Annotated in this window: 18 protein-coding genes; 8 read left to right on the forward strand and 10 right to left on the reverse strand. The window is 56.7% G+C overall.

The window, feature by feature from the left end:
• Positions 1-98: 98 nt before the first annotated feature.
• Both SADFL11_RS12320 and SADFL11_RS12325 read left to right on the forward strand, forming a co-directional pair.
• Positions 99-1,028: a cobalamin B12-binding domain-containing protein gene (locus tag SADFL11_RS12320; protein WP_008195882.1), complete on the forward strand. Its 930-nt coding sequence runs from the start codon at positions 99-101 to the stop codon at positions 1,026-1,028.
• Positions 1,029-1,227: 199 nt separating this feature from the next.
• Complete coding sequence (locus tag SADFL11_RS12325; protein WP_040451613.1) at positions 1,228-1,617, forward strand: hypothetical protein; 390 nt, start codon at positions 1,228-1,230, stop codon at positions 1,615-1,617.
• Between the two features lie 82 nt (positions 1,618-1,699).
• Here the strand turns inward: SADFL11_RS12325 and SADFL11_RS12330 are convergent, their stop codons facing one another.
• Complete coding sequence (locus SADFL11_RS12330) at positions 1,700-4,492, reverse strand: bifunctional aconitate hydratase 2/2-methylisocitrate dehydratase (RefSeq protein WP_008194801.1); 2,793 nt, start codon at positions 4,490-4,492, stop codon at positions 1,700-1,702.
• A gap of 612 nt (positions 4,493-5,104) precedes the next feature.
• On the opposite strand from SADFL11_RS12330, the gene SADFL11_RS12335 reads away from it, so the two are divergent.
• Complete coding sequence (locus SADFL11_RS12335) at positions 5,105-7,174, forward strand: peroxidase family protein (RefSeq protein WP_008189303.1); 2,070 nt, start codon at positions 5,105-5,107, stop codon at positions 7,172-7,174.
• A gap of 59 nt (positions 7,175-7,233) precedes the next feature.
• Here the strand turns inward: SADFL11_RS12335 and SADFL11_RS12340 are convergent, their stop codons facing one another.
• The 3 genes from SADFL11_RS12340 to SADFL11_RS12350 all read right to left on the reverse strand — a co-directional run bounded on the left by SADFL11_RS12340 (position 7,234) and on the right by SADFL11_RS12350 (position 11,386).
• Positions 7,234-8,115, reverse strand: a complete 882-nt coding sequence (locus SADFL11_RS12340; RefSeq protein ID WP_008191643.1) for a bile acid:sodium symporter family protein — start codon at positions 8,113-8,115, stop codon at positions 7,234-7,236.
• A 6-nt stretch (positions 8,116-8,121) separates the two neighbouring features.
• Positions 8,122-9,837: an AMP-binding protein gene (locus SADFL11_RS12345; protein WP_008189978.1), complete on the reverse strand. Its 1,716-nt coding sequence runs from the start codon at positions 9,835-9,837 to the stop codon at positions 8,122-8,124.
• Between the two features lie 289 nt (positions 9,838-10,126).
• Positions 10,127-11,386 carry a urate hydroxylase PuuD gene (locus SADFL11_RS12350; RefSeq protein WP_008194352.1) on the reverse strand — a complete coding sequence of 420 codons (1,260 nt, stop codon included), beginning with the start codon at positions 11,384-11,386 and terminating at the stop codon, positions 10,127-10,129.
• A 103-nt stretch (positions 11,387-11,489) separates the two neighbouring features.
• On the opposite strand from SADFL11_RS12350, the gene SADFL11_RS12355 reads away from it, so the two are divergent.
• The 3 genes from SADFL11_RS12355 to SADFL11_RS12365 all read left to right on the forward strand — a co-directional run bounded on the left by SADFL11_RS12355 (position 11,490) and on the right by SADFL11_RS12365 (position 14,396).
• Positions 11,490-12,407 (forward strand): LysR family transcriptional regulator, encoded by a 918-nt coding sequence (locus SADFL11_RS12355; RefSeq protein ID WP_008194771.1) that lies wholly within the window; start codon positions 11,490-11,492, stop codon positions 12,405-12,407.
• 88 nt (positions 12,408-12,495) lie between these two features.
• Positions 12,496-13,911 (forward strand): allantoinase PuuE, encoded by a 1,416-nt coding sequence (gene puuE, locus SADFL11_RS12360; protein WP_008195155.1) that lies wholly within the window; start codon positions 12,496-12,498, stop codon positions 13,909-13,911.
• The gene (locus SADFL11_RS12365) at positions 13,908-14,396 is read left to right on the forward strand and encodes an ureidoglycolate lyase (protein WP_008191192.1); all 489 of its coding nucleotides are present in this window, start codon (positions 13,908-13,910) and stop codon (positions 14,394-14,396) included. The genes puuE and SADFL11_RS12365 overlap by 4 nt, the downstream gene beginning before the upstream one ends.
• A 1-nt stretch (position 14,397) precedes the next feature.
• Here SADFL11_RS12365 and SADFL11_RS12370 read toward each other — a convergent pair whose 3' ends face one another.
• The 3 genes from SADFL11_RS12370 to SADFL11_RS12380 form a co-directional block, all read right to left on the reverse strand.
• Positions 14,398-15,381 (reverse strand): type I glyceraldehyde-3-phosphate dehydrogenase, encoded by a 984-nt coding sequence (locus tag SADFL11_RS12370; protein WP_008189842.1) that lies wholly within the window; start codon positions 15,379-15,381, stop codon positions 14,398-14,400.
• Between the two features lie 200 nt (positions 15,382-15,581).
• On the reverse strand, positions 15,582-16,403 hold the full coding sequence (locus SADFL11_RS12375) for a bifunctional allantoicase/(S)-ureidoglycine aminohydrolase (protein WP_008190682.1): 822 nt from the start codon (positions 16,401-16,403) through the stop codon (positions 15,582-15,584).
• Between the two features lie 130 nt (positions 16,404-16,533).
• Entirely contained in the window at positions 16,534-18,387 is a 1,854-nt protein-coding gene (locus tag SADFL11_RS12380; RefSeq protein WP_008190256.1) for a glycosyltransferase family 2 protein, read from the reverse strand.
• Between the two features lie 143 nt (positions 18,388-18,530).
• On the opposite strand from SADFL11_RS12380, the gene SADFL11_RS12385 reads away from it, so the two are divergent.
• Positions 18,531-19,328: a transporter substrate-binding domain-containing protein gene (locus SADFL11_RS12385; protein ID WP_008196162.1), complete on the forward strand. Its 798-nt coding sequence runs from the start codon at positions 18,531-18,533 to the stop codon at positions 19,326-19,328.
• Here SADFL11_RS12385 and SADFL11_RS12390 read toward each other — a convergent pair.
• Complete coding sequence (locus SADFL11_RS12390) at positions 19,322-20,086, reverse strand: sterol desaturase family protein (RefSeq protein WP_008193208.1); 765 nt, start codon at positions 20,084-20,086, stop codon at positions 19,322-19,324. The two genes, SADFL11_RS12385 and SADFL11_RS12390, sit on opposite strands and share 7 nt — an antisense overlap.
• Positions 20,087-20,264: 178 nt before the next feature.
• Between SADFL11_RS12390 and SADFL11_RS12395 the strand changes: the two genes are divergently transcribed.
• Positions 20,265-20,906: an alpha/beta family hydrolase gene (locus SADFL11_RS12395; RefSeq protein WP_008194557.1), complete on the forward strand. Its 642-nt coding sequence runs from the start codon at positions 20,265-20,267 to the stop codon at positions 20,904-20,906.
• A 2-nt stretch (positions 20,907-20,908) separates the two neighbouring features.
• Here the strand turns inward: SADFL11_RS12395 and SADFL11_RS12400 are convergent, their stop codons facing one another.
• Together SADFL11_RS12400 and SADFL11_RS12405 are read right to left on the reverse strand one after the other, a co-directional pair.
• Entirely contained in the window at positions 20,909-24,307 is a 3,399-nt protein-coding gene (locus SADFL11_RS12400; protein ID WP_040451611.1) for an efflux RND transporter permease subunit, read from the reverse strand.
• Between the two features lie 11 nt (positions 24,308-24,318).
• The gene (locus SADFL11_RS12405; protein ID WP_008188868.1) at positions 24,319-25,728 is read right to left on the reverse strand and encodes an efflux RND transporter periplasmic adaptor subunit; all 1,410 of its coding nucleotides are present in this window, start codon (positions 25,726-25,728) and stop codon (positions 24,319-24,321) included.

Raw genomic sequence — 25,728 nt, forward strand, 5'->3', positions numbered from 1 at the left:
CGAGTAGGTGATCTCAATTGGCGGGGGAAAGGTTGTATAGTACGGTCTTTTTGCTTGGAGGAGCTTGACCGCCTGGGCCGAGACATCGGGAGGGGGAATTGGCCAACAATTACGACGGCGAACAACCGACGGAAAATAACAAGACACCGTCGACACTTGCTGACAATGGCCTGACGATAACGGCAGATGAAACTGCCAATTTGTCCGTACAGGATCTCACTGTTTTGGAGAGGTCTGTGCGCGGGCAAGTGTCCGGTTTGGTTGGCGCACTGCACCCTAACATCAAAAACCGAACGTTGAACGGCACCTCGGTGTCGCGTCTTGATCTCCGTTTGCATCCCGAATTGGATGAGCGAGCACGCCAGATGCCGTCCATGGATGTGGCAATTTCCTATCGGGTGCCATTCCTGAAGGCGCTGATCGACCCCGATCCGCGCCATCACCGAGACCTCATCGAAGAGCTCGTACAGACAAATATCCCTCTTCAGACACTCGCAATTCATCTCCTGTGCCCCATCGCTACGGAGCTCGGCAATTACTGGTGTAACGACGATGCCGATTTCATGCAGGTCGCGGTGGCTTCGACACGGTTGAGCAATATTGTCAATCACCTGACCCATGCCGGACCTCGGCCGTCCGTTCCAAAAACCGAAAAACGTATCCTTCTGGCACGCTCGCGCGGGACAAAACATACATTAGGCGTCACCCTTGTCAGAATGTGTTTCCAGGACTTGGGATGGATAGTCGATGGCGGAGCCGATATGGAAATCGGTGACACAATGTATATGCGCCTCTCTGCCCGGTCTTATGATTTGCTTGGCCTTTCGGTCGGACGGCTTGAAGAGGCCATTGATTGCAAGGAAGCCATCGAGCGCTCCCGATCGGAGATTGTTACGGAAAACACCAAGATCGTGATTGGCGGCGCGGCCGTGCTCACACATCCGGAAGGTTTTCAGAACACTGGTGCCGACTTCGTCACGCGTTCTGCGTTGGAGGCCATCACTTTGGCCGAACAAGCCGTTGGATGATCTCGTCCTGAACTGAAAAATCCATTGCATCACTCAACGGCAGCTTTGCCAACTAAAGGCCTGCTTGGCGACTCAAGCGTTGCCAGGTAACCAATGCGTCCCAAACCAAATCTCTCAGCGCCTCTAAAATGTCCCTTTTGTTCTCAAAAGGGGAGAGGCTCAGCCGTCCAACACGCTTTACACGCTGCAGGCATGTCGGATGTCGGACACTCGAGAAGAAGAAGAACAGAAAAGAGACCCATCGGTGACTACCGGTTTCACAGACGGCAAAGGCCCTGCAACCAAACTGATCAAAATGTGCCTCGGCCTCGAACCGCATGGCGAGCAGGAAGTCATTGAACTCGGCCATGCGCTCTACCGGCAGTGGGAACAGTTTTACCGGCCCACCAGCGGGACTATCGCGAAAACGCCGGACGAGATCCGGCAGATTACGAACCGCATGCGCGATTTTGTGACAAGCCTTAGGGTTTTGCAGTCCCATGGCGCACTCCCGCACCCCGACGACCCCGATCCTGGCACCCCCTACCCGGCTTTGAGCCTGGGCTTGATTAATCAGTGGTGGCATGGCATCGGCGACTGGAAGGCATAAAAAAGGGCGGCAGAGATCTTTGCCGCCCTTTTCGTATTGGACCTGGTAGCCGGAAAACAAGCCGCCTGAGTGTCTTTCTCGCTTAGAAGTGAATCGATTTCGGATCGAGCGGCTTCTGGCTTGGTGGCGCGAACTTGGTCAAGTTGATGCCTTCAACCGCTTCCTTGTACTCCTCCATGGTCGGCGTCCGGCCAAGGATTGCCGACAATACGACAACCGGTGTCGAGGCAAGCAGGGATTCACCCTTCTTGGTTTCGGAATCCGCAACCACACGGCCCTGGAACAAACGGGTGGATGTCGCCAGAACGGTATCTCCCTTGGCCGCCTTTTCCTGGTTGCCCATACAAAGGTTACAGCCGGGACGCTCAAGATACAGGATGTTCTCGTACTCGGTCCGGGCTGCTGTCTTCGGCGCGTTGTCGTTGAACTCAAAACCGGAGTACTTCTGCAGAACGTCCCAGTCGCCCTCTTCCTTCAACTCATCGATGATGTTGTAGGTCGGAGCCGCGACAACGAGCGGCGCCTTGAAGTCGACCTTGCCACGCATCTTTTCCAGGTTTTTCAGCATTTGCGCGACGATCTTCATGTCGCCCTTGTGCACCATGCATGATCCGACGAAGCCCAGATCGACTTTCTTCTCACCATGGTAGAAGGAAACAGGGCGGATCGTATCATGCGTGTACCGCTTGGAAACATCCGCATTGTTGACGTCCGGATCGGCAATCATCGGTTCATCGATCTCATCCAGATCGACAACGACCTCTGCGAAGTATGTCGCATCGGTATCCGGCGTCAGAGCCGGCTTTTCACCGGACCGGATTTCGGCAATGCGCTTGCTCGCCTTATCGATCAGGCCCTGAAGAACCTTGGCGTCGTTGTCCATGCCCTTGTCGATCATGGTCTGAATACGGCCTTTGGCGAGTTCCAGAGATCCGATCAGGGTTTCATCGTTGGAGATACAGATGGAGGCTTTTGCCTTCATTTCCGCAGTCCAGTCGGTGAAGGTGAAGGCTTGGTCTGCAAGCAGCGTGCCGATGTGCACCTCAATGATACGGCCCTGGAAGACGTTGTCACCGTGCTGTTGCAGCATCTGAGCCTGGGTAGCATGCACGACATCGCGGAAATCCATGTGATCCTTCATGGAGCCCTTGAAGGTCACCTTCACGCTTTCCGGGATCGGCATGGACGCCTCACCGGTCGCAAGTGCCAGAGCCACGGTTCCAGAGTCAGCTCCAAAGGCAACGCCCTTGGACATGCGGGTGTGGCTGTCGCCGCCGATGGTGATGTCCCAATCGTCGACAGTGATGTCGTTCAGCACCTTGTGAATGACGTCCGTCATCGGGTGGTAGACGTTCTTCGGATCACGGCCGGTGATCAGACCAAACTTGTGCATGAATGACATCAAGCGCGGCGTGTTGGCCTGAGCCTTCAGATCCCAAACAGATGCGGTGTGACAGCCGGACTGATACGCACCGTCTACGAGCGGGGAAATCACCGTTGCGGCCATGGCTTCCAGTTCCTGGGAAGTCATCAGACCAGTGGTGTCCTGCGAGCCGACAATGTTAACCCGAACGCGGACATCTGAGCCGGCATGAAGAACTTTGCCCGGAGTCGAGCCGACTGCGTTCTTGTTGAAGATCTTTTCAACGGCAGTCAGGCCCTGGCCTTCATGAGACACTTCCTTGGACGGTGCAAAGACCGGCGGTGTTTCGATGCCGAGCGTTTCCGCGGCCAGTGTCTGCAGCTTCTTGCCAAAAACGATGGCATAAGAACCACCGGCCTTCATGAACTCCATCTTTTGCGGAGTGAACGAAGAAGACATGTCGACCAGCTCTTCGTCGCCAGCCTCATTGAAAAGTTTTTGCTTCTTCGTGTTGATGGTCAGCACTGTGCCGGTCTCGACAGAGTACTTCTGCTCCAGAACCGGATTGCCATCGTTGTTAAGGATCGGGTTGCCGTCCGTATCGAGTTTTTTGACCCAGTTTTTCAGGTCGACACCGATACCACCGGTCACCCCAACCGTCGTCAGAAAGATTGGCGAAATGCCATTGGTGCCGGCAACAATCGGAGCAAAGTTGACGAACGGCACATAGGGGCTGGCCTGTTTGCCGGTCCAAAGTGCCACGTTGTTGACGCCGGACATGCGGGACGAGCCCACACCCATGGTGCCTTTTTCGGCAATCAGCATCACGCGCTTGCCCGGATGCTGCAGCTTCAGCGCTTCGATTTCCTTCTGCGCCTTCTCTGAAATCATGCACTTGCCGTGCAGTTCACGGTCGGCACGCGAGTGCGCCTGGTTGCCCGGTGACAGCAAATCTGTGGAGATGTCGCCTTCGGCGGCGATGAAGGTTACGACCTTGATTTCTTCGTCGAGGTCAGAAAGCTTTGTGAAGAAATCGGCCCGCGCATAGCTTTCCAGGATGTCCTTGGCAATGTCGTTGCCGGCCTCATAGGCTTCCTTCAAGCGATCGGTATCTGCATCGTATAGGAATACCTGGGTCTTCAGGACTTCAGCAGCGTCCTTCGCGATTGCCTCATCATTGCCAAGAGCGAGATCCAGTAGGACCTCAACGGACGGGCCGCCCTTCATGTGCGACAACAGCTCGAATGCAAAGGCCGGTGTGATTTCCTCAACCACGGACTGGCCGAGGATAATGTCTTTCAGGAACTTTGCTTTTTCACCCGCGGCGCTCGTCGTGCCCGGCAAAGTGTTGTAGATGAAAAACTTGAGCGAGTCGGCACGGTGTTCGTTGCCAGCGTCCTTGATCTGAGCGATCAGCTCGGCAACCAGAGCCGCCTCTTCGATCGGCTTGGGGTGCAGCCCCTGCTCTTTGCGCGTTTCGATCTCGGCGAGATAATCAGTATAGAGACTCATAAGGACCCCGGCGTCTTGAAGTTGGATATCGCTTAGTCGCCGGGTCGCACAATTGCTGGCTCGCCGGGTAAGCTCGCTGCGCACTACATAATTCAGTATACAATGGTATGCAATATTGTTCGCTGAATTAATTGCGGTTCGATTGCTTCTTAACCGCACACCACTGAGCAAGTCTTAATGGGCCCTCGAAATCATGCGCCTACCGCGTGATGCTTTCAGGTGCGGCGCCCAATTCCTGCAATCCTCGAAGCCTTTCTAAACTAGCATTTTTTCATGGCCAACGGAATGAAACCCGTTCCGAAGGGTTGTTCCAGTAGGGCGTGCATAAATCTGGGTGCGGTGGACTCCAGACTGGGGGACGAGCGGTATGTTGCTCCGTACCGGAGACCATTTCCTTGCGTTTTTTCTCGCAAGGCCACGACACAAACCAGCGACACCATCCAGCTTGCAGCCCGGCGCTGCGGTCGCCGTTTACTCATGCGATCCACGTCCGCTCACCTCACCATTCCAAAGCAACAGCACTTCATCGCATTCGACCAAACGCCGCGTGCACTGGCGTTTTGGCGATACCGCACGTTCCGTCCCATCCAACAATAAAATCAGGAGCCTGAGATGCCTCGGTCCAGTCAAGATCAACGCCGCGATCAGCAAAATCCGGATCAACCCCAAAACCAGCAAAGCGCGTCGAACACTTTGGCTCAGATTCAGGCAAACCTTGTCGCGGCTCTTGAAACCCGGTCCATTGACGGATCCTCCAGTCATGAGACCAATATCGACTGGGGATCTGCCGGCCAGCAAATGCTGCGCCTGACAGATGCGAACTACACAGACGGCATCGGCTCTATCGCAACAGACCTTCCCAACGCCCGAGCGGTCAGTAATGCGGTTGCGCAGCAAACGGAAGACGAACCCAATTCCTTTGGCCTAAGTGACATGTTCTGGGTCTGGGGCCAATTCATCGATCATGACATCACACTCACCGGAAGCGAGGGATTTGAATTCGCGCCGATTGTTGTACCTGCTGGCGACAGCGACTTTGACCCGACCGGAACCGGTGAAGCGATCATACCGTTTACACGCGCGGGATTTGATGATGTAACCGGAGCCACGTCCGCACGGCAATACAGCAACGAAATCACCACATTTATCGATGCCTCCATGGTCTACGGATCAGATGCCGAAACTGCCGCCGCGCTGCGCGGGGACGGTGGAACGTTGCGCCTTACGGACAACGATCTCCTCATTGAACCGGAAACAGGTGGCGTGTTGGCCGGCGAGGTGCGCGCAGCGGAAAATGTCGCTCTGACATCCATGCACACTCTGTTTGCCCGCGAGCATAACCTCTGGGTGGACCGGCTGGCCCGCCAGGACCCAAGCATGAATTCAGATGAGCTTTACGATGCCGCACGCATCATCATTGAAGCTGAAATCCAGGCAATCACCTATAACGAGTTTTTGCCGCTCCTCTTGGGAGAGAATGCCATCACGGACTACGCCGGGTATAATCCAGATATCAATCCTGGCATTTCGGTCGAATTTGCAACTGCGGCTTTCCGCTTTGGCCACAGCCTCTTGTCATCCAGCATTCAAAGGTTGGACCGGGATGGCGATACCATTGCCGCCGGAGATCTCTCTTTGAGTGAAGCGTTTTTCAACCCGTCGGAGATCGCAGAGAATGGAGGCATCGATCCCCTTCTGCGCGGACTTGCAGATGGCATGGCGCAAGAGTTGGACACACACATCGTCGAGGATGTGCGGTCCTTCCTGTTTGGCGCTCCAGGCTCTGGCGGCCTGGACCTGGCCGCCCTGAACATCGAACGCGGCCGGGATCTTGGGGTCGCCAGCTACAACGACCTGCGCGAGGCTCTTGGCTTGCAACGCGCAGCAAACTTCTCGGATATAACGTCAGATGCCACATTGGCCGCACAACTGGCCAGCATTTACGGATCCGTCGATCAAGTCGATGCCTGGATCGGCGGACTTGCAGAGGACCCTTCGGGCAGCGGGATTGTTGGAGAGTTGTTCGCCACGATCCTCCTTGATCAGTTTTTGCGGTTGCGCGACGGCGACCCTTTCTGGAGCCAGGGCCTAGATCTTCCTCAGGCTCAGATTGACGCTCTGTGGTCCACCACGCTGGCCGACGTGATCGAACGCAACACGGACATCCGCTCCATTCAGGACAACGTGATGCTCGCTCACGACCGCCTCGGCGGAACCAATCGCGATGATGCTCTGGTCGGTTCGGAAGAGAGAGACCTGATCCTGGGCAATCGCGGCAACGACGTTCTGGACGGCGCCGGCGGAGACGATCAACTGGAGGGACAGGACGGAAACGATGTCCTGTTCGGCCAGGCCGGAAACGACATTCTTTATGGCGGCGATGGCAATGATGTGCTGGTCGGCGGCACGGGCAACGACACCCTCGATGGCGGGCGCGGCAGTGACGCCTTTGTTTTTGACGGAGCTTTCGGATCAGACACTGTGACCGATTTCAGCACCAGTAACCGCAACGGTGACATCCTTCAGATCGGGGTCGCAGGTTTCTCGTCATCTGCCGAAATCCTGGCGCTCGCCGCGGACACCGACGCCGGGGCCGTTCTCAGTTTCTCAGACAACCTGTCGATCACCCTGCTGGGCGTTTCCGTTTCGCAGTTGGACGCATCGGATATTCAGATCATCTGATTACAAAGAACTGAAGGACGTCTTGCTGCGATCGGATCGACGAAGAGAACCGGCAGCCGTTAAAGCAGGCTGTCGGGGATTTTCTGTTCCGCGGCCGTATTCGCCCGCCGGAAGATCAGCGTCACCAAAGTCGACGTGATCACAATGAACAGGGAATAGAGCGCCGCCACGGCCATGATCCCTTGTTGTTCGTCGCTTGGAAAGGTTAGGGCAATGATGGCAACAGCAAGCGGTCCATTCTGAATGCCGGTCTCCAAGGCGATGGTCCGTACATTGCGCGGATGAAGTTTTAAGGACCGGGCGAAAAGATAACCAACCAAAATCCCGAAGACGCCGAGCATGATCGCCGCGAAATAGGTTGCCGGCGTGGTTGTCAGAAGGAATTGCCAGTTCCGCGGGATCCAGGAGATCGCGATAAAGGCGATGAAGAACAAGGCCAAGGCCGATCCGAAGAACTCTGTTACTGCTCCGATATTCGCACTGATTTTCCGCAATCCCATACCGATCGCGACCGGGACCAACAGGATCACCAGGGTTGCGATGATATTTTCCCGAGGGATTTCGAGATCCAGCGCCGTTGCGTAGATCACAAGGACAATCGGAATGAGGATTACGCCAAATACGGTCGAGGTCACCGTCATGAGTACCGACAGTGCCAGATTGCCTTTGGAGAAATAGGCAAAAATGTTCGAAGTCGTGCCGCCCGGCATGCAGGACATGATCAAGAGCCCGATAGCAATCGGCTCGGGCAAAGCCAAAGCCAGTGTCATCAGGAAGCCGATGAACGGCATGAAGCCATATTGCGAGACGACGCCAACGGCGAGACCATAGGGCCGGCGCAGTGCCAAATAAAAGTCGCGCGGGGTCAGGGACGCGCCCATTCCAAGCATGATGACAAAGATCATGGCCGCCAGAAGCGCCTGTTCAAATGGTCCGACCATGTAATGTTACTCCGCCGCCTGCTGGTCTTCTGCGCGCAGGTCTTTTCTGAGGATCTTGCCAACGTTTGATTTGGGCAGGTCGTCCCGGATCTCAACCCGTTTGGGCACCTTGTAAGCCGTCAGGTGTTCCTTGCAATGGGCCCGGATCGCCTCTTTGGTCAGGCTCTTGTCATTCAGAACAACATACGCCTTCACCGCCTCTCCAGTGGTGTCATCGGGAACGCCAATTACGGCAGCTTCAAAGATGCCCGGATGCAAGGCAAGACAGTCTTCGATCTCGTTCGGGTAAACATTGAAGCCCGACACGACAATCATGTCCTTCTTCCGGTCAACGATATAGAAGTACCCGTCCGTCTCCATCACGCCGATATCACCGGTGAGAAACCAACCATCCCGCATGACGATCGCGGTCTCCTCCGGCTTGTTCCAATATCCAGACATGACCTGTGGGCCTTTTGCCGCGATTTCTCCGCGCTCGCCCTGCGGCACCGGATTGCCGTCATCGTCCACACACCGCAACAAGGTAGACGGCAACGGTATCCCGATTGAACCGTCCCGCGTCTTGCCGATCGGGTTGAAACTGAGAACAGGTGAAGTTTCGGTCAGCCCGTAGCCTTGCAAAACGGGCCGGCCTGTCACGTCCTCCCATCTGCGCGCAACATCTGCCTGCAAAGCCATGCCGCCGGCCGAGGAAAACTTCAGATATTTTGGCGGGCTGTCGAGAAACCATGTTTCGTTGCACAGACCGTTGAACAAGGTGTTCACCCCGCTCATCCAGGTAATCTTGTAGTTCTCAAACGCGCGTTTGAGATTGGTTAGCGGCCGGGGATTCGGGATCAAAATGTTCCGCGAGCCAATCCAATAGAAGGCAAGCAAATTCAGCGTGAACGCAAAAATATGATAGAGCGGAAGTGCAGTAAGTGCGACCTCCTCACCTCGTTGCACCGCCGGACACATCTCCAGCGATTGCTCCATGTTCATAAGCAGGTTCTTATGGGAGAGCATCGCGCCCTTCGCAACACCCGTCGTCCCGCCAGTATATTGCAAGCAGGCCACATCGTCCGGTTCGACGGACTGGTGATAGGCATCAACTTCGACATGGTCGCGGGTTTTGTGTTCCCGCCCCGCGGCGAGCGCTTCAGGAAAGCGGATGTGCGGGACTTCGATCGGTTTGACCGACCGGTCCCAGTATTTTTGCACCAACCCAATGATGCCGCGCGGCAATGAGGGTAAGAACTCCGCAACCCGCGTGACGATGATGTTGGGGATCGGGTGCCCTTTTGTTGCAGCCGGGATCTTGTCGGCAAACATGTCGACAATCACCAGCGCATGCGGTTCCGCATCCTGAAACTGGCGCGCCATCTCTTCTGCTGTGTAGAGCGGGTTGACGTTAACCAGGACACAGCCGGCCTTGAAGACACCAAAGGCGGCAATTGGAAACGAAAGGCCATTCGGCATTTGCAATGCCACGCGGTCGCCCTGCGCAAGTCCCGCCAACTCCCGGAGATAGACCGCAAAGGCGTCTGACATTTCATCGACCTGCTCGAAGGTCAAAGTGCCGTTCATGCCATTGTGCATGCAGGTCGTGAAGGCCGGGGCGGACTTGTAAGTGTCTGCTGCAGACCGGATCAAATCACTGATCGTGCGGTAGGATGCCGCCTCTATGTCGGACCGTACATTAGGTCCATAAAACGCGGTCCACGGACGATCGCTTGATGTCATTGCTTCCCCCCGGCATCAACGGCCTGTTCCTCAAACAACCTTCAGTTGCCTCCTCAAGCAGTGAAGATTGTGCCTCAACCATAGATGCGGGACGGCCTTAGTAAAACCCCGTGACGCAAGGGCATAGGCAAAGTTTTTTATTGGGAAAATTGACGAATGACACAAGTCTTCAATTGACAGACACGAACACTGAATACCGCCGCCCCCCGAATTAAAGCATTGGAGGCCGGCGCGTGCTGTTTAACAAGCGTTATATTTCACGCATGAAAGAAATTGACCGACCGGTCTGTCAGCGCGCTCCAATCCAGAACGGCTGGTCTTTGGTGGCGTTCCGGTACCAAGCCACAATGGCGCGCCGTTCGCTCTCTTCCATATGAGACACATTGGCCGGCGGCATGGCGTTGGTCACACCGGCCTGCAAGTAAACCTGTTTGGCTGAGCGCACGACATCAGCTTCCGTCTCAAGAAGCACATCTTTCGGCGCCCAGTGGATCCCCTCGTAGAAGGGCTCCCGGGCATGGCACATGGCACAACGGCCCGGCACGATCGCCATGACCTGTTCAAACCCTTCGGCATTGGCAAAGATCCGTTCAGTCTTTGTCAGCGGCCGCGCTTCGGACGCTTCGTAGGTATCGTGCTGAAGAGGAGCCATCGACAACCAGATAACCCCGAGGAACAGAAGCGCGGTCACCAACCAAGTCCAGGTCGGATTTCCGGTTCCGGCATGGTTGGAGTTGAAGTAGTGCCGGATGGTGACACCCATCAGGAAGACAAGCGCTGCGATCACCCAGTTGTACTCCGAAGCAAAGGCCAGCGGGTAGTGATTGGACAACATCAGGAAGATGACTGGCAGGGTCAGGTAGTTGTTGTGCGTGGACCGCAGCTTGGCAATCTTGCCGTATTTCGGATCGGGCGTCCTACCCGCTTTCAGATCCGCAACGACGATCTTCTGGTTCGGAATGATGATGAAGAACACATTCGCCGACATGATGGTCGCCGTAAAGGCACCCAGATGCAGCATGGTGGCCCGGCCGGTGAAGACCAGATTGTAGCCATATCCCATTACCACTAGGAGGGCGAACAGGAGCACCATCAGGAGGGTCGGATTGTCGCCGAGCTTCGACTTGCAGAGGAAGTCATAGACAAGCCAGCCGATCGACAGGGACGCTGCGGAGATCAAGATGCCCTGCCAAAGCACAAGGTCCGCTTTTGCCGGGTCGATGAGATAGAGTTCGCCGCCGACCCAGTAGACCATCATCAAGAGGGCCGCGCCGGACAACCAGGTCGCATAACTCTCCCATTTGAACCAGATCAGATGTTCCGGCATGTTGGCGGGTGCAACCAGGTATTTCTGGATATGGTAGAAGCCGCCGCCGTGGACCTGCCATTCTTCACCATGCGCGCCTACGGGCAAATGCGGCACTTTTTTAAGGCCCAGATCAAGCGCGATGAAGTAAAACGACGAGCCGATCCAGGCGATCGCGGTGATGACATGAAGCCACCTGACGGCAAACATCAGCCAGTCCCAAATGATGGCGATATCCAGCATTCCAATCCCTCCAAAAACTTTGCCATCAACCTAGTCGATCAACCAATTTTCTGGTATCCCGACATAATCCAAGCAGTTTCAAAAAATCCGGAACAATCGCCAAATGGCTTACCTGGAGAATATCCGCACCTTCTTACGTGTCTATGAGCTCGGTAACATGTCCGCGGCCGCAAGGGACCTTAGAATTTCGTCTGCGGTCGCGTCGTCCCGGATTTCTCAACTGGAAGAACACCTGAATGTCCGGCTGTTTCAGCGTACAACCCGCGCCCTGAGCCCGACAGAACAGGGCAATATCTTTTACCGCGGTGCCACAAAAATCATGGAAGCGGTGGAAGAAGCGGAAGCGGAAATCACCAACATGACCCGCTCACCGCGCGGGACACTGTTCGTGGCCGCTCCCATCAGCATGGGGCAAAGCCTGATTGCCCCAGCCATTCCGACCTTCAAGGCAGACCATCCGCTGATCGATATCCGGCTGCGCTTGTCTGACCGGAAGGTCGACCTGACAGGCGAAGGCCTCGATGCGGCGTTCTTTTTGGGAGTTCCGGAAGACTCGAACCTGAAAATCCGCAAGATCGCCGATTGCCAGAGGATTCTCTGCGCTTCGCCGGACTACATCGCCAAGACGGGACAACCGGCATCGAGCGCCGACTTGTCGACAGGAAAATTCGACTGCCTGAACATGCGCTATCCCGGCGCGCCGGAATTTCAGTGGCCCCTTGAAACACCCGAGGGTGTGAAACGCATTCCGGTCAAAGGCCCTTTTGAGTCCGACCACGGTGATGTACTGACCGCCTGGGCGCTGGAAGGTCATGGGATTGTTCTAAAACCGGTGTTTGAAGTGGCGGAACACTTGAAGTCCGGGCGCTTGGTTCAGGTTTTGGAAAGCGCACCACCGATCCCCGTTCAAATGGCATGCCTTTACACCCACCGCCGCCGTCAGGATCCAAAAGTCCGCCTCTTCATCGATTTCATGGTTTCACACATTCAGGACGAACTGGCGAAAACGCCTTTGGTCTGAAGCTGGAACTGTGAAGCACTTTCAAGAATTATCGAAAACTGATTACCCACGCGCTGTTTTATAAGACCGGAAAGCTTGGAGGTCTGTCTTGAATCGCTATCCCCGCAATCTTCGTGGTTATGGTCCCACGCCGCCGAACGCAAACTGGCCGAACAGTGCCAAAGTCGCTGTGCAATTCGTCTTGAATTACGAGGAGGGCGGCGAGAACTGTGTCCTTCACGGCGATCCCGCGTCTGAAGCGTTCTTGTCAGATATTCCGGGCGCTGCGCAATGGCCGGGCCAACGCCATTGGAACATGGAATCCATGTATGAGTACGGCGCACGGGCCGGTTTCTGGCGGATCCATCGGCTCTTCACCGGCGCAGACATCCCGCTGACCATCTACGGTGTTGCAACGGCACTCGCCCGCAATCCGGAACAGGTTGCTGCTATGAAGAGCGCCGGCTGGGAAATTGCCAGCCATGGTCTGAAATGGATCGAACACAAGGACATGGACCCGGAGACCGAACGCGCGGCCATTGCGGAAGCGATCCGTCTTCACACTGAGGTCACAGGCGGGCGTCCGCACGGCTGGTACACCGGGCGCTGCTCGGAGAGCACGGTCCGGCTGGTCGCGGAAGAAGGTGGCTTTGACTACATCTCCGACACCTATGACGATGACCTGCCCTATTGGCTGGACGTGGACGGTCGCAATCAGCTGATCATCCCCTACACGCTGGAGGCCAACGACATGCGCTTTTCCGTGTCGCCGGGATGGAGCAGCGGTGAGGATTTCTTCGAGTACCTGAAAAACGCGTTCGATGTCCTTTATGCCGAAGGTGAGGCAGGTGCACCGAAGATGATGTCCGTCGGTCTGCACTGCCGCTTGATCGGCCGACCGGGCAAGATCGCGGCCTTGAAGAAGTTCATCGATTACATCCAGAGCCACACGGACGTTTGGTGTCCGCGCCGGATCGAGATTGCTGAGCATTGGGCCAAACACCATCCGCCGCAAGCCTTTGAGCGGCCGAGCCAGATGGATCGCGACACGTTCGTCGCCAAGTTCGGTGGCATCTTTGAACATTCGCCCTGGATTGCTGAGCGGGCGTTTGATTTGGAACTCGGCCCAGCGCATGACTGCGCGGCCGGGGTCCACAATGCGCTCTGCCGCAAGTTCCGGACGGCGAGCGCAGACGAGCGGCTGGGCGTTTTGACCGCGCACCCGGACCTTGCCGGAAAGCTGGCCGCAGCGGGGCGCCTGACAGAAAAAAGCACAAACGAACAAGCCGGTGCGGGTTTGGACATGCTCACCGACGACGAGCGGGAGACCTTTACCAAGCTCAATTCCGACTACGTCGCCAAACATGGCTTCCCATTCATCATCGCCGTCCGCGATCACACCAAGGCGTCCATCCTGGCTGCTTTTCACGAGCGGATCGGCAATGATCGTGAAACGGAATTTGCCGAGGCCTGCCGGCAGGTTGAGCGGATCGCGGAGTTCCGGCTGATGGATGTTCTGCCATGACCCATTTTCTGACGCCCGCACCACTGACAGCTGAGGCCTTTTCTACCTATGGCGATGTGATCGAGGTATCCGGTGAGCCGGACAAGATCATCAATCAAGGCATGTGCGGGCGCCATCATGATCTGGCAAAGGTTGATTTTGGCAGCGGGCGCGCCGGGATCAGCCTATTCGATGCAAAAGCTCGGACCTTTCCCTACACGGTCGACATGGTTGAGCGGCACCCGGACGGAAGCCAGGCATTTGTTCCGCTGGACCGTGTTTCGATGCTGGTGATTGTCGCCGAAGACAAGGACGGCGCGCCGATCAATTTGAAAGCATTTGTCACCCAGCCAGGGCAATCCATCAACCTTCACCGAGGCACGTGGCACGGTGTTCTCGCACCAATCGAACAACCCGGCCGCTATATCGTCGTTGACCGGATCGGTGACGGTACGAACCTGGAAGAACACTGGTTCGATACGCCGTGGATCATTGAGTCGGTTTGAGCTACCTGGCTGCCATGAGGCGCGCCATGTCGATCATCCGGCAGGAAAAGCCCCATTCATTGTCGTACCAGCCGAAAATACGGACCTGACGGCCCCCAACTGCAAGTGTTTCCGGCAGAGCGACAACCAAAGACTCCGGCCGGGTACGCATGTCGGTCGAGACGACATGGTCGTTTGTGAAACCGACAACCGGACTGTCTTGAAAGATCTTCTGAAGCTGTGCGTTGACGCCGCCTTCGGGCGGCTCTTTCAACGTGAGCGTGACGTCTATTGCCGAGACACTGATTGATGGGACCCGCACGGCGGCGCCGCTGACCTTGCCACCCAGCTGCGGCAAAACAACGCCCAAGAGCTTGGTCGCACTGGTCGTTGTCGGAACCATGGACACGCCGCCGGCCCGACTGCGCTCCAATGGTCCGCGCGGCGCATCCACCATCGGCTGGCTACCGGTGTAACAATGAACCGTGGTCATGTGACCGGTTTCGATGCCGATCGCATCATCAATTCCGCGCAAGAGCGGAGCCAAGGCGTTCGTCGTGCAGGACCCATTGGAGACAATCGTGTGGCTGGCGAGCTGGTCTTCGTTCGCCCCACGCACCAAGGTCACATCTGCGGCAGCAGACGGCCCGGAGATCAGCACATTGCGGGCCCCGGCCTTTAGGCCCCGGGACGCCACGTCTCTCGTATCTGCCCGCCCGGTGCACTCGAGAACAACATCCACACCTGACAAATCGAACCCGGAAATATCCGGTGCACACGTGAAATAGATCTCACGCCCATCCACGATAAGGCTGTCGTCTGTGTGCTCAACGGACCCGGGATAAGGACCGAAGACGCTGTCGTACTTGAAGAGGTACGCACAGGTCTCGAGCGCAGCGATGTCATTGATCTGCACCACATCTATGGAGTGACCAGCAGGCAACCGAAGTATTTGACGCAAGACAGTCCGGCCAATACGGCCGAACCCGTTGATAACGATCCGCATGTAACATGTCCGCTATGATGAAGAGCAGCCGGAACACCCGGCAAGGCCGGGGTTGTCACGGCCCGGCGGGTGAAGCTGGACCGTGGTCTTATTGTTATCAATCCATGGCTGCCTGTCTCGAAAAACATTGTCCTTAGAGACAATTATGGAAAAGGGCAAGGTAATGCCCTACCTCTTCTCATTCCGTCTGACGCAGCTGTTTAGAGCGCCATGTGCCGATTGACGTCCTTGTAGAGAAGGTACCGGAATGCTCCCGGGCCACCGGCATAACAGGCCTGAGGACAAAAGGCCCGGAGCCACATGTAGTCACCGGCCTCCACTTCGACCCAATCCTGATTGAGCCGGTAAACCGCCTTGCCTTCGAGCACATAAAGCCCGTGCTCCATCACATGAGTCTCGGCAAAGGGAATGACCGCCCCCGGCTGGAAAGTGACGATGTTGACATGCATGTCGTGCCGCAAGTCTTTGGGATCGACGAAGCGGGTCGTTGCCCACTTACCCTCGGTGCCGGGCATTTCGATCGGCGCGACATCGTCTTCATGGGTCACAAAGGCCTCGGGAAAATCCAGACCGTCGACAGCTTCATAGGATTTGCGTACCCAGTGAAAGCGCACTGGATTGGTGCTTTCATTCTTGAAGGTCCAATCCGTCTCGGGCGGCAGGAAGGCATAACTCCCGGCCCGCAAGTCATGGCGCGTTCCCTCGACATTTAGAACGGCCTCGCCCTCCACAACAAAGAGAACACCTTCAGCATCCGGATCCGTTTCCGGGCGCTCAGAACCGCCACCTGGAGAGACCTCCATAATGTACTGCGAAAAGGTCTCGGCAAACCCTGACAATGGGCGGGCCAGGACCCAAAGACGCGTCTCATGCCAAAATGGCAGGTAGCTGGTTACGATATCGCGCATGGTCCGGCGCGGAATGACGGCATAGGCGTCTGTAAAGACGGCCCTGTCAGTCAAAAGTGTTTCCTGCCCTGGATGTCCGCCGGTGGGCGCATAGTACGACTTCGGCACTGCCATTCTTCCCTTAAATTCAGTTGCAAACGGAAATATGGCCTTCAATGGCCCCATAAGCCAGAGGGGAAAGAGATCAGCAGTTTTTGGTTTTTCAAGAAAATGGGGCGATTATCCTTCGTGGCAAAGATAATGCTTATTTCAGTTCCGCTTCGGGCAGCGGCTTCCAATCAGTCAAAGAAGTTCGTTGACGCGATACACCATGTTCCGTCTTGTTCCAGCGATAGGGTGCTGAGGCCAATTCCCAGACGGCTCTGTAAAAGGCGAAACCCGCAAACATCCAGTAGATCAACACGCCTGGCGCGTCGAGCAACCGGATGCCATGCCCGCGCCTTCGGGCACCTGTCCACAAAGCAAACAGAGCGCCCGCATAGCCAGCAGCCGCACCTGATACAAACATCACGGTCAGCACGATATTGCCGAAGAAATAAGTGTGGTCGTAATACCCAAGGAGAGATCCGGTCAGGAGAACGAAGAAGACAGGATGTAGTGCGATCAAAAGAAAAGTGCCGAGGAACAATGCCGCCAAAACGGCTGTTCTGACCGCTCCCAGATCGCTCAGTAGCCGTCTCGGTGATCGGGCATGAACGAAAATTGTCTGCAGCCACCCTTTGTGCCAGCGGGCGCGCTGGGCGAGCCAAGCCTTCAAGGTAACCGGCGCTTCTTCCAATGTCTGACACGGCAAGACACCGAGCCGAAACCCCAGCCGTTCGAGCCGGACGCCGAGATCAGCGTCTTCGGTCACATTGTACCGGTCCCAACCGCCGACAGCATGCAGAGCACTGATGCGGAAGTGGTTGGAGGTCCCCCCCAGCGGAAACGGCCAACGATGCCTGAACAACCACGGCAACAACTGGTCAAACAGGCAGGCATATTCAAGCGCGAACTGGCGGGAGATGAAGGTCTCGTTTGCATTGTCGACAACCAATCGTGCCTGCAGGCAGGCGAGTTCCGCCGGTCCTTTTGCAAACAGGAACGCCGCCTTCTTCAGCTGGTCAGGGTCTGGCCTGTCCTCCGCATCGAAGACAGTCACATAAGTTCCGGTGGCTGCTGCCAGACCGTAGTCCAACGCGCGTGGTTTCGTCCGGGGTGTCCCGTCCGGCACCACCAAGGCTTCGATGTGAGACGGCAGATCTTCAGGAAGGGCTGCTGCGGTTTCGAGATCGTCCGTTTCCATCAGGAGAAGGATCTGAAGCCGGTCGCGCGGATAGTTCAGTGCGTTTAGGGCCCGTAGCAGATCCGGAACAACACCTGCTTCCCTGTAAAGCGGAACAAGAACCGTATATCTCGGCCAAATGATTAGCCCGGAGCTCAAGGGCTCTGGCAAATGGTAGACCAAGTCTTCTTCTTGAGAAGACTGTGCGCAGACAAAACGTATGATCCCGGCTCCAAAACAGGCCAGCGAAACGACGCCGGTTACAACAAACAGCAAAGCCCCGGAAATCATCTGGCTGACACCCAGCACAAAGACAGCGAGAAAACACAGGATCAAAAGGACCGCCGGCAACCGGATATGCCTCGCCGAATAAGACGGAAAACGGATTTCCAGTTCTCCGGCCGGTGAATTGGATACATGGGACGCATATTCAATTGCGGCCGGGGTCGTAATCCGGATTTGTTTGGCAAGTACCGGATGGCGTTCCAAATGGCGGCGAACTTCAAGAAACTGTCCGGGCTCCGGAGCGATCGCATAAAGTGCCTGGTTTCGATAAAGCGATAACAGGGTCGGGCCGAACTCCGCCTCCCCTATGGCCAATGGCCGGTCATTCAGGGTGCGCAACCGAAACCCGTTTTCCGGCAAAAACGGTAGATTGCAGAGTTCTGCAAATGCGCTGTAAAGACACTCCGTAGTGACAATGGCGTGGCGAAGCAGATACTCTTCGAACGGGACGCCCTGAACTTGGGCCGCGCCATGAGCCGCTGTTAATACCGATCGGGGAACGCCACGTGACAACAGGATTTCAAGAACACCCGGCAGACTGTCCTGCATTTCCGTTCCCCCCGCATACTCGATACACGCACTTCTGCCGTAGGGGATTATCAATAAACGAAGCTGAGTTGCTGCCCCCCGGCAAACGGGTATTTGGTGTTACTTCCCTATATTTAGTTGCATTACTATTAACTATAATCGCTATGGTTGCAACTTCCGATTTAGCTCGGGCAGATCAGCCAGAAATCATCGTTCCCAATTTCTGGGATCACAAAGCTGTTTTCGACCGGCCCAACAACATCCCGGACACAATCCAGTTTCTTGCAACGGACAACTTCCCGCCCTTTGTGTTCCGCGATCCGCAAGGCCGCCTGACAGGGTTCAACATCGACTTGTCCCGGGCTCTATGCCAGGAACTCGCAATCTCCTGTGCATTGAAAATAAAGGACTTTGAGGTTCTGATCCCTGCTTTGGATGAGGAGGAAGGAGACGCAATCATCTCGGGACTTTCCCGGTATTCCCCGCAGGCCCGCGGTCTGACATTCACCGACGACTACATGAAACTGCCAGCCCGTGTGATCGTTTCAGACTCAGCGGATACTAACTTCGGCGATTCTCCCAAACCCGGCCAAACAGTCGCGGTTCAAGCCGGAACCCGTTACGAAGCCTTTGCCCGCAAATTCTGGCCTGGCGCTGACATTCTGGGCTTCTCCTCCACCGCAGAGGCACGAGAGGCCGTGAAAGATGGAACGGCAGACGCTTATTTTGGTGACGGTCTCAGCCTTTCCTTTTGGCTGCGCAGCCCGGCGGCGGAAAGCTGTTGCCGCTTTGCCGGTGGTCCCTGGCTGGAGCCCGGTTATTTCGGGGAGGGTATGGCGATTGCAACGCGGAGCGGTGATACGGAGCGGGCTGCAGCGCTGAATTATGCACTGAGGCAGCTGCACCAGAAGGGCGTTTATCAGGAACTGTACTTGCGCTACTTCCCGCTCAGCTTTTACTGATTTTCTGAAGTCTCCTTACGCCGTCCGTATTTCAGAAACGGTATGGCCAGACTGAACGGCAAACTGTGCGCTTTCGGCGTGAGTTCAGGCCCGAGGCCGAGCTCCATGCCCTCGTGCCCCTGCTCGGGCTGCGGCACATAGGTTCTGAAAATCCGATCCCATACAGAAAGATTAAAGCCATAGTTCGAGTCTGTTTCGCGGCGCTTCACCGAATGATGAACCCGGTGCATGTCCGGTGTCACGATGACAACCCTCAAGACCCGGTCGAGCCATCCCGGAAGCGAGGCATTTGCATGATTGAAGAGTGCTGCGCCATTCAACACAATTTCGAACACCAGGACTGCTTCAACCGGTCCGCCGAGCGCGACAATGACCGCACCTTTCCAGACAAACGAGAGAAGGATCTCGATTGGGTGAAACCGAAGGGCGGTGGAAACATCGACCTCGGCATCTGCGTGGTGCATCCGGTGAATGCGCCAGAACAGTGGCACCTTGTGAGACGCCCAGTGCTGGAACCAGACAGCAAAGTCCAGAATAACGAAGGTCAGCAACCAGGCCGCAACGCCCGACCAGCCAAGCCAGCCGAACAGGCCCCAGCCGTTGTCGAAGGCCAGCATCGCCAAACCAACACCGCCAATTGGAAAGATCAGCCGGACCAGAGCTGCATCCAAAACGACAAGCGCCCAATTGGTCGGCCAGCGTTTGCCCCGTCCAAGCGGCTGCTCACGCTTCGGCAGTGCGAATTCAACAGCTGCCATCAGACCAAATATTCCCGCAAAACATGCAAGCCGGATTGTATTCGTATCCAGACCTTCCAGTAATCCAGCCGTCTCCACCTGTACCTCATTTCCCTGACTTGCTTTCCTTGCCGAGCATATGTAGTGCACGGACACGATTTCCAGCAATTCACATTCGCGCGGCACAGAAGACAAAACCATGACAGATTTTCTTTGGACCCGGCCGGACACAGACCCATTGGCGACACTTCTCCTGGCGCATGGGGCCGGCGCACCGATGGATTCCACGTTCATGGAGAAGCTTGCCGGTGCTTTGGCAGAAAACCGGATAGCAAGCGCACGGTTCGAATTCGCTTACATGGCTGGCCGCAGAACTGGCGGCCCCAAGAAACCACCGCCGAAGGCCGACAAGCTGATCGGCGAGTTCCAAACCGCCCTGCAGAAGTTGATGAGTGAGGCAGAAGGCCCGCTTCTGGTGGGCGGGAAATCCATGGGCGGCCGGGTGGCGGCCATGTTGTCCGGTGGCGGCTCCTTGCCCTCCCGGGTCAAAGGTGTCGGTTGCTTCGGATATCCGTTCCATCCCACCGGCAAGCCGGATGTCGAATGGCGTCTAGCCCCTCTTCAGGAAGCCAAACGCCCTGTCATAATCCTTCAGGGAGACCGGGATCCGTTTGGCAACCAGTCGGAGATTGCGGAGATAACCTTGCCGACCAGTGTCACACTGACCTATCTAGAAGATGGCAACCACGATTTTGGTCCGCGCGGCAAGTCGCCTGCAACACTTGATGGCAACATAAACGCCGCCGCTCAAGCTGTTGCAGAGTTCGCAGCCGCGCTTTGACACTACTCGGCGGGCGTCAATCCTCGTCCGGTCCCATCTGATGGTGGCACAAGCCTCTGGCGCAGCTGGACAAGACCGGCGATATCGTCGCCGATTTTCAAGAGTGCGGGAACCAGCACCAGAACCAATGCAGTTGCGGTTGCCAGCCCGAAAACGATCGTGATGGCCATCGGCAGCAGGAACTGCGCCTGTAGGCTGGTCTCAAACATCAGCGGCAACAACCCGCCGATGGTGGTCATCGAGGTCAGCAATACGGCCCGCAGACGGTCGCAACTTGAACTGATAGCAGCTGAATCCAGGTCCTCACCACTCTTGCGCCGTTCCTCAAAACGAGCGACCAAAATGATCGAGTTGTTGACCAGAATCCCGGCAAGTCCCAGCAAGCCGATCATGCTGAGAATCGTGAGCTTAAAGCCCATCAGGTAGTGGCCGACAATTGCACCGACGATGCCAAACGGAATGATCGACATCACAACAAGAGGCCGGGAATAACTGCCGAAGATCGCAGCAAGGATTATATAGATCCCGGCAATTGCCATGAGAACACCGGTCAGGAGTTCGGAGAACGCATTCGCCTGCTCCTCTGCCCTGCCCGCAAACGAATACTCCAGACCATAGGTTCTGGCGAGTTTGGGCAGGAAGGCTTCCTGAAGCTCAGCAATGATCTGGTTGTTTGACGTCACTGTGCTGTCGATGTCGGCGACCACGGAGACAACCGTCTTGCCGTCCCGGCGCAAGATCACCGAAAAGCCTTGCGCATCGGTCAGGTTGACGACTTCTGTGAGCGGTACGAATTCACCGCCCGTTGTTCGCAAGGACAGCTGCCGCAGGGCGGCCGTACCGTCAACATCGATCTGCTGGCGAACCCGAACGGTCACCTCTTCATCGCCTTCGGCAAACCTCCGGGCGATATTGCCTTCGAATGCATTGCGAATTTGCCGGGCTGCACTTTCCACCGTGAAACCGAGCGCCCGGCCCCGCGGTGTCAGCTCAACCAGCAACTCCGGCTTGCCATAGGGCAAATCATCTTCAACTCCGCTGGTTCCCGGGAACGCAGACAGTTCCTGCTGCAGCTCCCGTGCCGCTGCCTTCAGATCCTGAAGCGATGCGCCGGTCAGCCGGATATCCAGATCCCGTCCTGGAGGACCGCCGCGGCGCTCGGCAATCGCAACGCGCGAGATGCCTGGAATTTCAGGAACAGCAGCCCGCCATGCATTCACAATGGCCGGTGTCCTGACAAGTCGCTCCTCGGACCGGCTGAGCTGCACCGTGATGTTTGCGACATTGTCCCCACGGTTGTTGCCCGCAACACCGAGCGTTGCATAAGTCGCAACGACAAGGCTCGATCCAACACCGCCGGAGAGCTCCGCTTCCGCTTCTTTAAGGGCGTCCTCAATTCTGATAATCCCGGCGACCGCCTGAACTTCCGGTATGCCCGCATGGAAAAAGATTGAGGCGGTCAGGTTCTCAGCTTCTGGAGACGGGAAGAATGTGAAGCCCACCCGGCCGCCACGGACCAGCCCGACAGCCAGCACCATGGCCGCGACCGCCACCGCGAAGGTCACATACCGCCAGTTCACAGCGACTTTCACAAAGGCATGGAAGGGATAATCGCGGACCCAGTTGAAGCCAGCGTCAAACCCGCGGCGGAACCAGCTTGGCTGACCGCTGCGGCGGGACCCGGCCCGTGATCGGCGCATGACACTCAGAAACGCTTCAAATCCTACCGCCAGCGTGAAACAGACCGCGACAACAATCGCCTCGAACGCAACCAAACCGACTGTGTCTTTAAGGGCGCGTAAGGGATCATCGATCACATCCAGGAATGGGGGAACGGACATGTCCGGCTGGTTGACCAGCGCGCTCAGGAACAGCGCCGGCGCACCCGCAAGAAGAACGACGCGCCACCAGTTCCAGCGCGGCCGGCTGCCGAGGGCATGCGACAGATGGCCCGGAAGGATCATGAAACATTCGATCAAGGATGCGATGACAACAGCGACCACAACGACGGGCAGCGTTCCCATGATTTGACCGAGCACATCACTGATCAGGAGGATCGGCACAAAGGCCGCAATGGTCGTCAGGCTTGCGGCAAAGATCGGCGCCAGCATCGTGGTTGCCCCGTTGACAGCCGCGTCTTCAGGACTGTCACCCATGGCTTGCCGGGTCGCTGTATGCTCACCGACCACAATCGCATCATCAACAATCACACCAAGCATCATGATGAGGGCGAACATGGAGATCATGTTGATGCTCTCGCCCATCAGCCACATTATCCCGAGCGTTGCCATCATGGCGACCGGAATGCCAGCTGCGACCCAAAGCGCGATCCGTGCGTTGAGGAACAAGAACAAAATCCCGACCACAAGCACGAGACCAGTCAGCCCGTTTTCGACCAGCAGGTTGATGCGGCCCTTCACGGCATCGGCGCGGACATCGTATTTCAGGACTTCCAGTGACTGCGGCAGCTGAGGCGTGATTTCTGCCAAATAGTCATCGACGATCTGTGCCGCCTTCAAAGTGTCGGTGGTCTCGGCTCGAAGAATGTCGAGTTCAATTGCGCGCGCACCTTGAGAAAAACCCTGGTTTTCGCTTTCGTCAAAATCCCGGACGACCGTGCCGATATCCTCAACTTTGGTCTTTTCGCCCGACGCAAAGGACTTCACCTCAACGCGGCCAACAGCCTCCGGAGACCGGTCCTCAGACAAGGCCCTGATCTGCCGTTCAACACCTCCGTCGAGATTGCCGGCAGGCAAATCAACTGTGTTTCCGGCAATCTGGGTAGACACATCCGAGACGGTCAGGTCCAGGCGGCGGAGTTCGCGTTCCGGTATTTCAACGAGATACTCCGGCGACCGGTACCCCTTGAGCTCAACCTTGTCGATGCCACGGGCGAGCAGGTCATCGCGCATCTGCCGCGCAAAGACTTTCAGCGCCTGCTCCGGGAATGGACCGCGAAGAGCGAGCGTTGCCACGCCGTCTGTAAAGCTTGCCGCCGATACGACAGGCGTTTCGGAATCCACGGGAAGCGTCGTGACAGCGGAGACGGCCTGCTCGACATCCGACAGAGCCTTTTGCATGTCTGTGCCTTCGAAGAACTCCATCCGCACCGAGGCGCTGCCTTCACGGCCGTAGGACGTCAATTCCTTCATGCCATCAATAAACCGGAGTTCGGGCTCGATGACTTCAAGAATATTGGACGACACGTCCTCCGCACTGGCTCCCGGCCAGGCAACCGAAACGGAGATGCTGTCGATCTTGACCGTTGGAAAGAATTGCGTGTTCAGCTTCGCAAGGCCGTATGCGCCAAACAGGACCATGATCGCCATGATCAGGTTGGCTGCATTCGGGTGCCGGACCAGAACTTCCATGATGCCGCGGGGTTCGATAGGGCGTGCCATGTCGTCCCCCTTTACTGCGCAACGGCAGCAGATTGATCTGCAGGCTCAGCAGCTACGTTCGCCGCCGGTTGCTCAGCGTTCACATCGCTGACCAGAAGTCCTTCGCCAGCTTCCGGGATACGCGTCACCAACAAGGTTTCACCGGAATTCAGGTCTCCGCGCACGAGGATGAAACCGTCATCAATTGCAAGTGCGTTCACTGACCTGGCCTGAAGGCGATTGTCTTCAACGACATAGACAGTCCCCTGACCGTAGTAGGCTGTTTCTGGAATGCGGAAGCTGTTGGCATAGGTTCTGTCCGGAACCGCAACTTCAACGAAGGCGCCCGGCCGCAGCGGAACGGCCGCTCCCGATGCATCAATGCGCGCTATCAGATCAACGCCGCCCCGGTCACTTACGACATCCGCTCCAATTCGCGTAACCGTCGCCGGATAAGTGACAGGCTGATCTCCAAGGTTCCAGATCACGTCGACCGGCCGCCCGACAACCGTACCGCTGTCTGCCAGCAAACGGCCATACTGGTTGTCTGACAGAGTCAGCCGGACTTCGAATTCGCTGCTGTCGTAGAGTGATACGATAGCATCATTTACGCTGATAAGACGTCCCGGCTCTGCCGCCGAAGAGCGCACGATCGCATCGAATGGTGCCGTGAGGACGGTGTTCTCCAATTGGCGCTGAGCGTTTTCAAGGCGCCATTCGAGCCGATCAACCGTCGCATTTTGCTGAATGACCTTTGCCTCTTCCAGGGCGAGCGTGTTTTCAGACCGCTCCACACTTTGCTGGCGCTGGGAAACGATCAGCTTGCGGTCATCAACCGTCCGCTCCGTGATCGCACCGCGGCCAATGAGCTCCTCCGCTCGTTCCAGATCGCGTTGTGCAAACTCAAGCTGTTCACCGGCGCGAATGAGGTTGGCCTTTTCCAGCGCGACCCGGCCCTCGTTTTCCACCAGAGCCGCTTGCGCTTCGGCAAGGTTGGCGCGGGCTTCGGTCACAGCCCCTTCGTAGTCGAACCTGTCAATCACAACCAGGGTATCGCCGCGCTCGACTTTGCCGCCTGCCTTAAGGTCCGGGTGAACTTCGACAATCTCGCCGCCAACCAAGGCGCGCAAATCCACCTCCCGGCCAGCCTGGGTCTGCCCGTAAACGGAGATCAAGGGCGCATAATCGCCTTGTTGAACGGTGGTCGTCTCAACCGCGTAGCTGTTTTCCTGAACGGGCCGCTTTGGCACATCCGGGCGGGTTGCGATGAGCTGGTTCATGCCCTTGAAGGCACCAAAAAGAATGGCGAACGCCAGAGCCGTTTGAAGCAGCGCTTTTAAAACCAGCTTGGTGCGCTCCATCGTTGTCCGTGTCCGGCCTGCGGGCGGAAGGACTTCGGGACTTGGCGGCTTGCCGGTTTCCGGTTCAACGGACTGCAACAT

The organism is Roseibium alexandrii DFL-11, from assembly GCF_000158095.2.
Lineage (GTDB): Bacteria > Pseudomonadota > Alphaproteobacteria > Rhizobiales > Stappiaceae > Roseibium > Roseibium alexandrii.

Bases quoted from the DNA above. Each gene is read 5' to 3' on its own strand.
- SADFL11_RS12325 (WP_040451613.1), top strand. From the start codon at position 1,228: ATGTCGGACACTCGAGAAGAAGAAGAACAGAAAAGAGACCCATCGGTG.
- SADFL11_RS12330 (WP_008194801.1), bottom strand. From the start codon at position 4,492: ATGAGTCTCTATACTGATTATCTCGCCGAGATCGAAACGCGCAAAGAG.
- SADFL11_RS12335 (WP_008189303.1), top strand. From the start codon at position 5,105: ATGCCTCGGTCCAGTCAAGATCAACGCCGCGATCAGCAAAATCCGGAT.
- SADFL11_RS12340 (WP_008191643.1), bottom strand. From the start codon at position 8,115: ATGGTCGGACCATTTGAACAGGCGCTTCTGGCGGCCATGATCTTTGTC.
- SADFL11_RS12345 (WP_008189978.1), bottom strand. From the start codon at position 9,837: ATGACATCAAGCGATCGTCCGTGGACCGCGTTTTATGGACCTAATGTA.
- SADFL11_RS12350 (WP_008194352.1), bottom strand. From the start codon at position 11,386: ATGCTGGATATCGCCATCATTTGGGACTGGCTGATGTTTGCCGTCAGG.
- SADFL11_RS12355 (WP_008194771.1), top strand. From the start codon at position 11,490: ATGGCTTACCTGGAGAATATCCGCACCTTCTTACGTGTCTATGAGCTC.
- SADFL11_RS12365 (WP_008191192.1), top strand. From the start codon at position 13,908: ATGACCCATTTTCTGACGCCCGCACCACTGACAGCTGAGGCCTTTTCT.
- SADFL11_RS12370 (WP_008189842.1), bottom strand. From the start codon at position 15,381: ATGCGGATCGTTATCAACGGGTTCGGCCGTATTGGCCGGACTGTCTTG.
- SADFL11_RS12375 (WP_008190682.1), bottom strand. From the start codon at position 16,403: ATGGCAGTGCCGAAGTCGTACTATGCGCCCACCGGCGGACATCCAGGG.
- SADFL11_RS12380 (WP_008190256.1), bottom strand. From the start codon at position 18,387: ATGCAGGACAGTCTGCCGGGTGTTCTTGAAATCCTGTTGTCACGTGGC.
- SADFL11_RS12385 (WP_008196162.1), top strand. From the start codon at position 18,531: ATGGTTGCAACTTCCGATTTAGCTCGGGCAGATCAGCCAGAAATCATC.
- SADFL11_RS12390 (WP_008193208.1), bottom strand. From the start codon at position 20,086: ATGGCAGCTGTTGAATTCGCACTGCCGAAGCGTGAGCAGCCGCTTGGA.
- SADFL11_RS12395 (WP_008194557.1), top strand. From the start codon at position 20,265: ATGACAGATTTTCTTTGGACCCGGCCGGACACAGACCCATTGGCGACA.
- SADFL11_RS12400 (WP_040451611.1), bottom strand. From the start codon at position 24,307: ATGGCACGCCCTATCGAACCCCGCGGCATCATGGAAGTTCTGGTCCGG.
- SADFL11_RS12405 (WP_008188868.1), bottom strand. From the start codon at position 25,728: ATGTTGCAGTCCGTTGAACCGGAAACCGGCAAGCCGCCAAGTCCCGAA.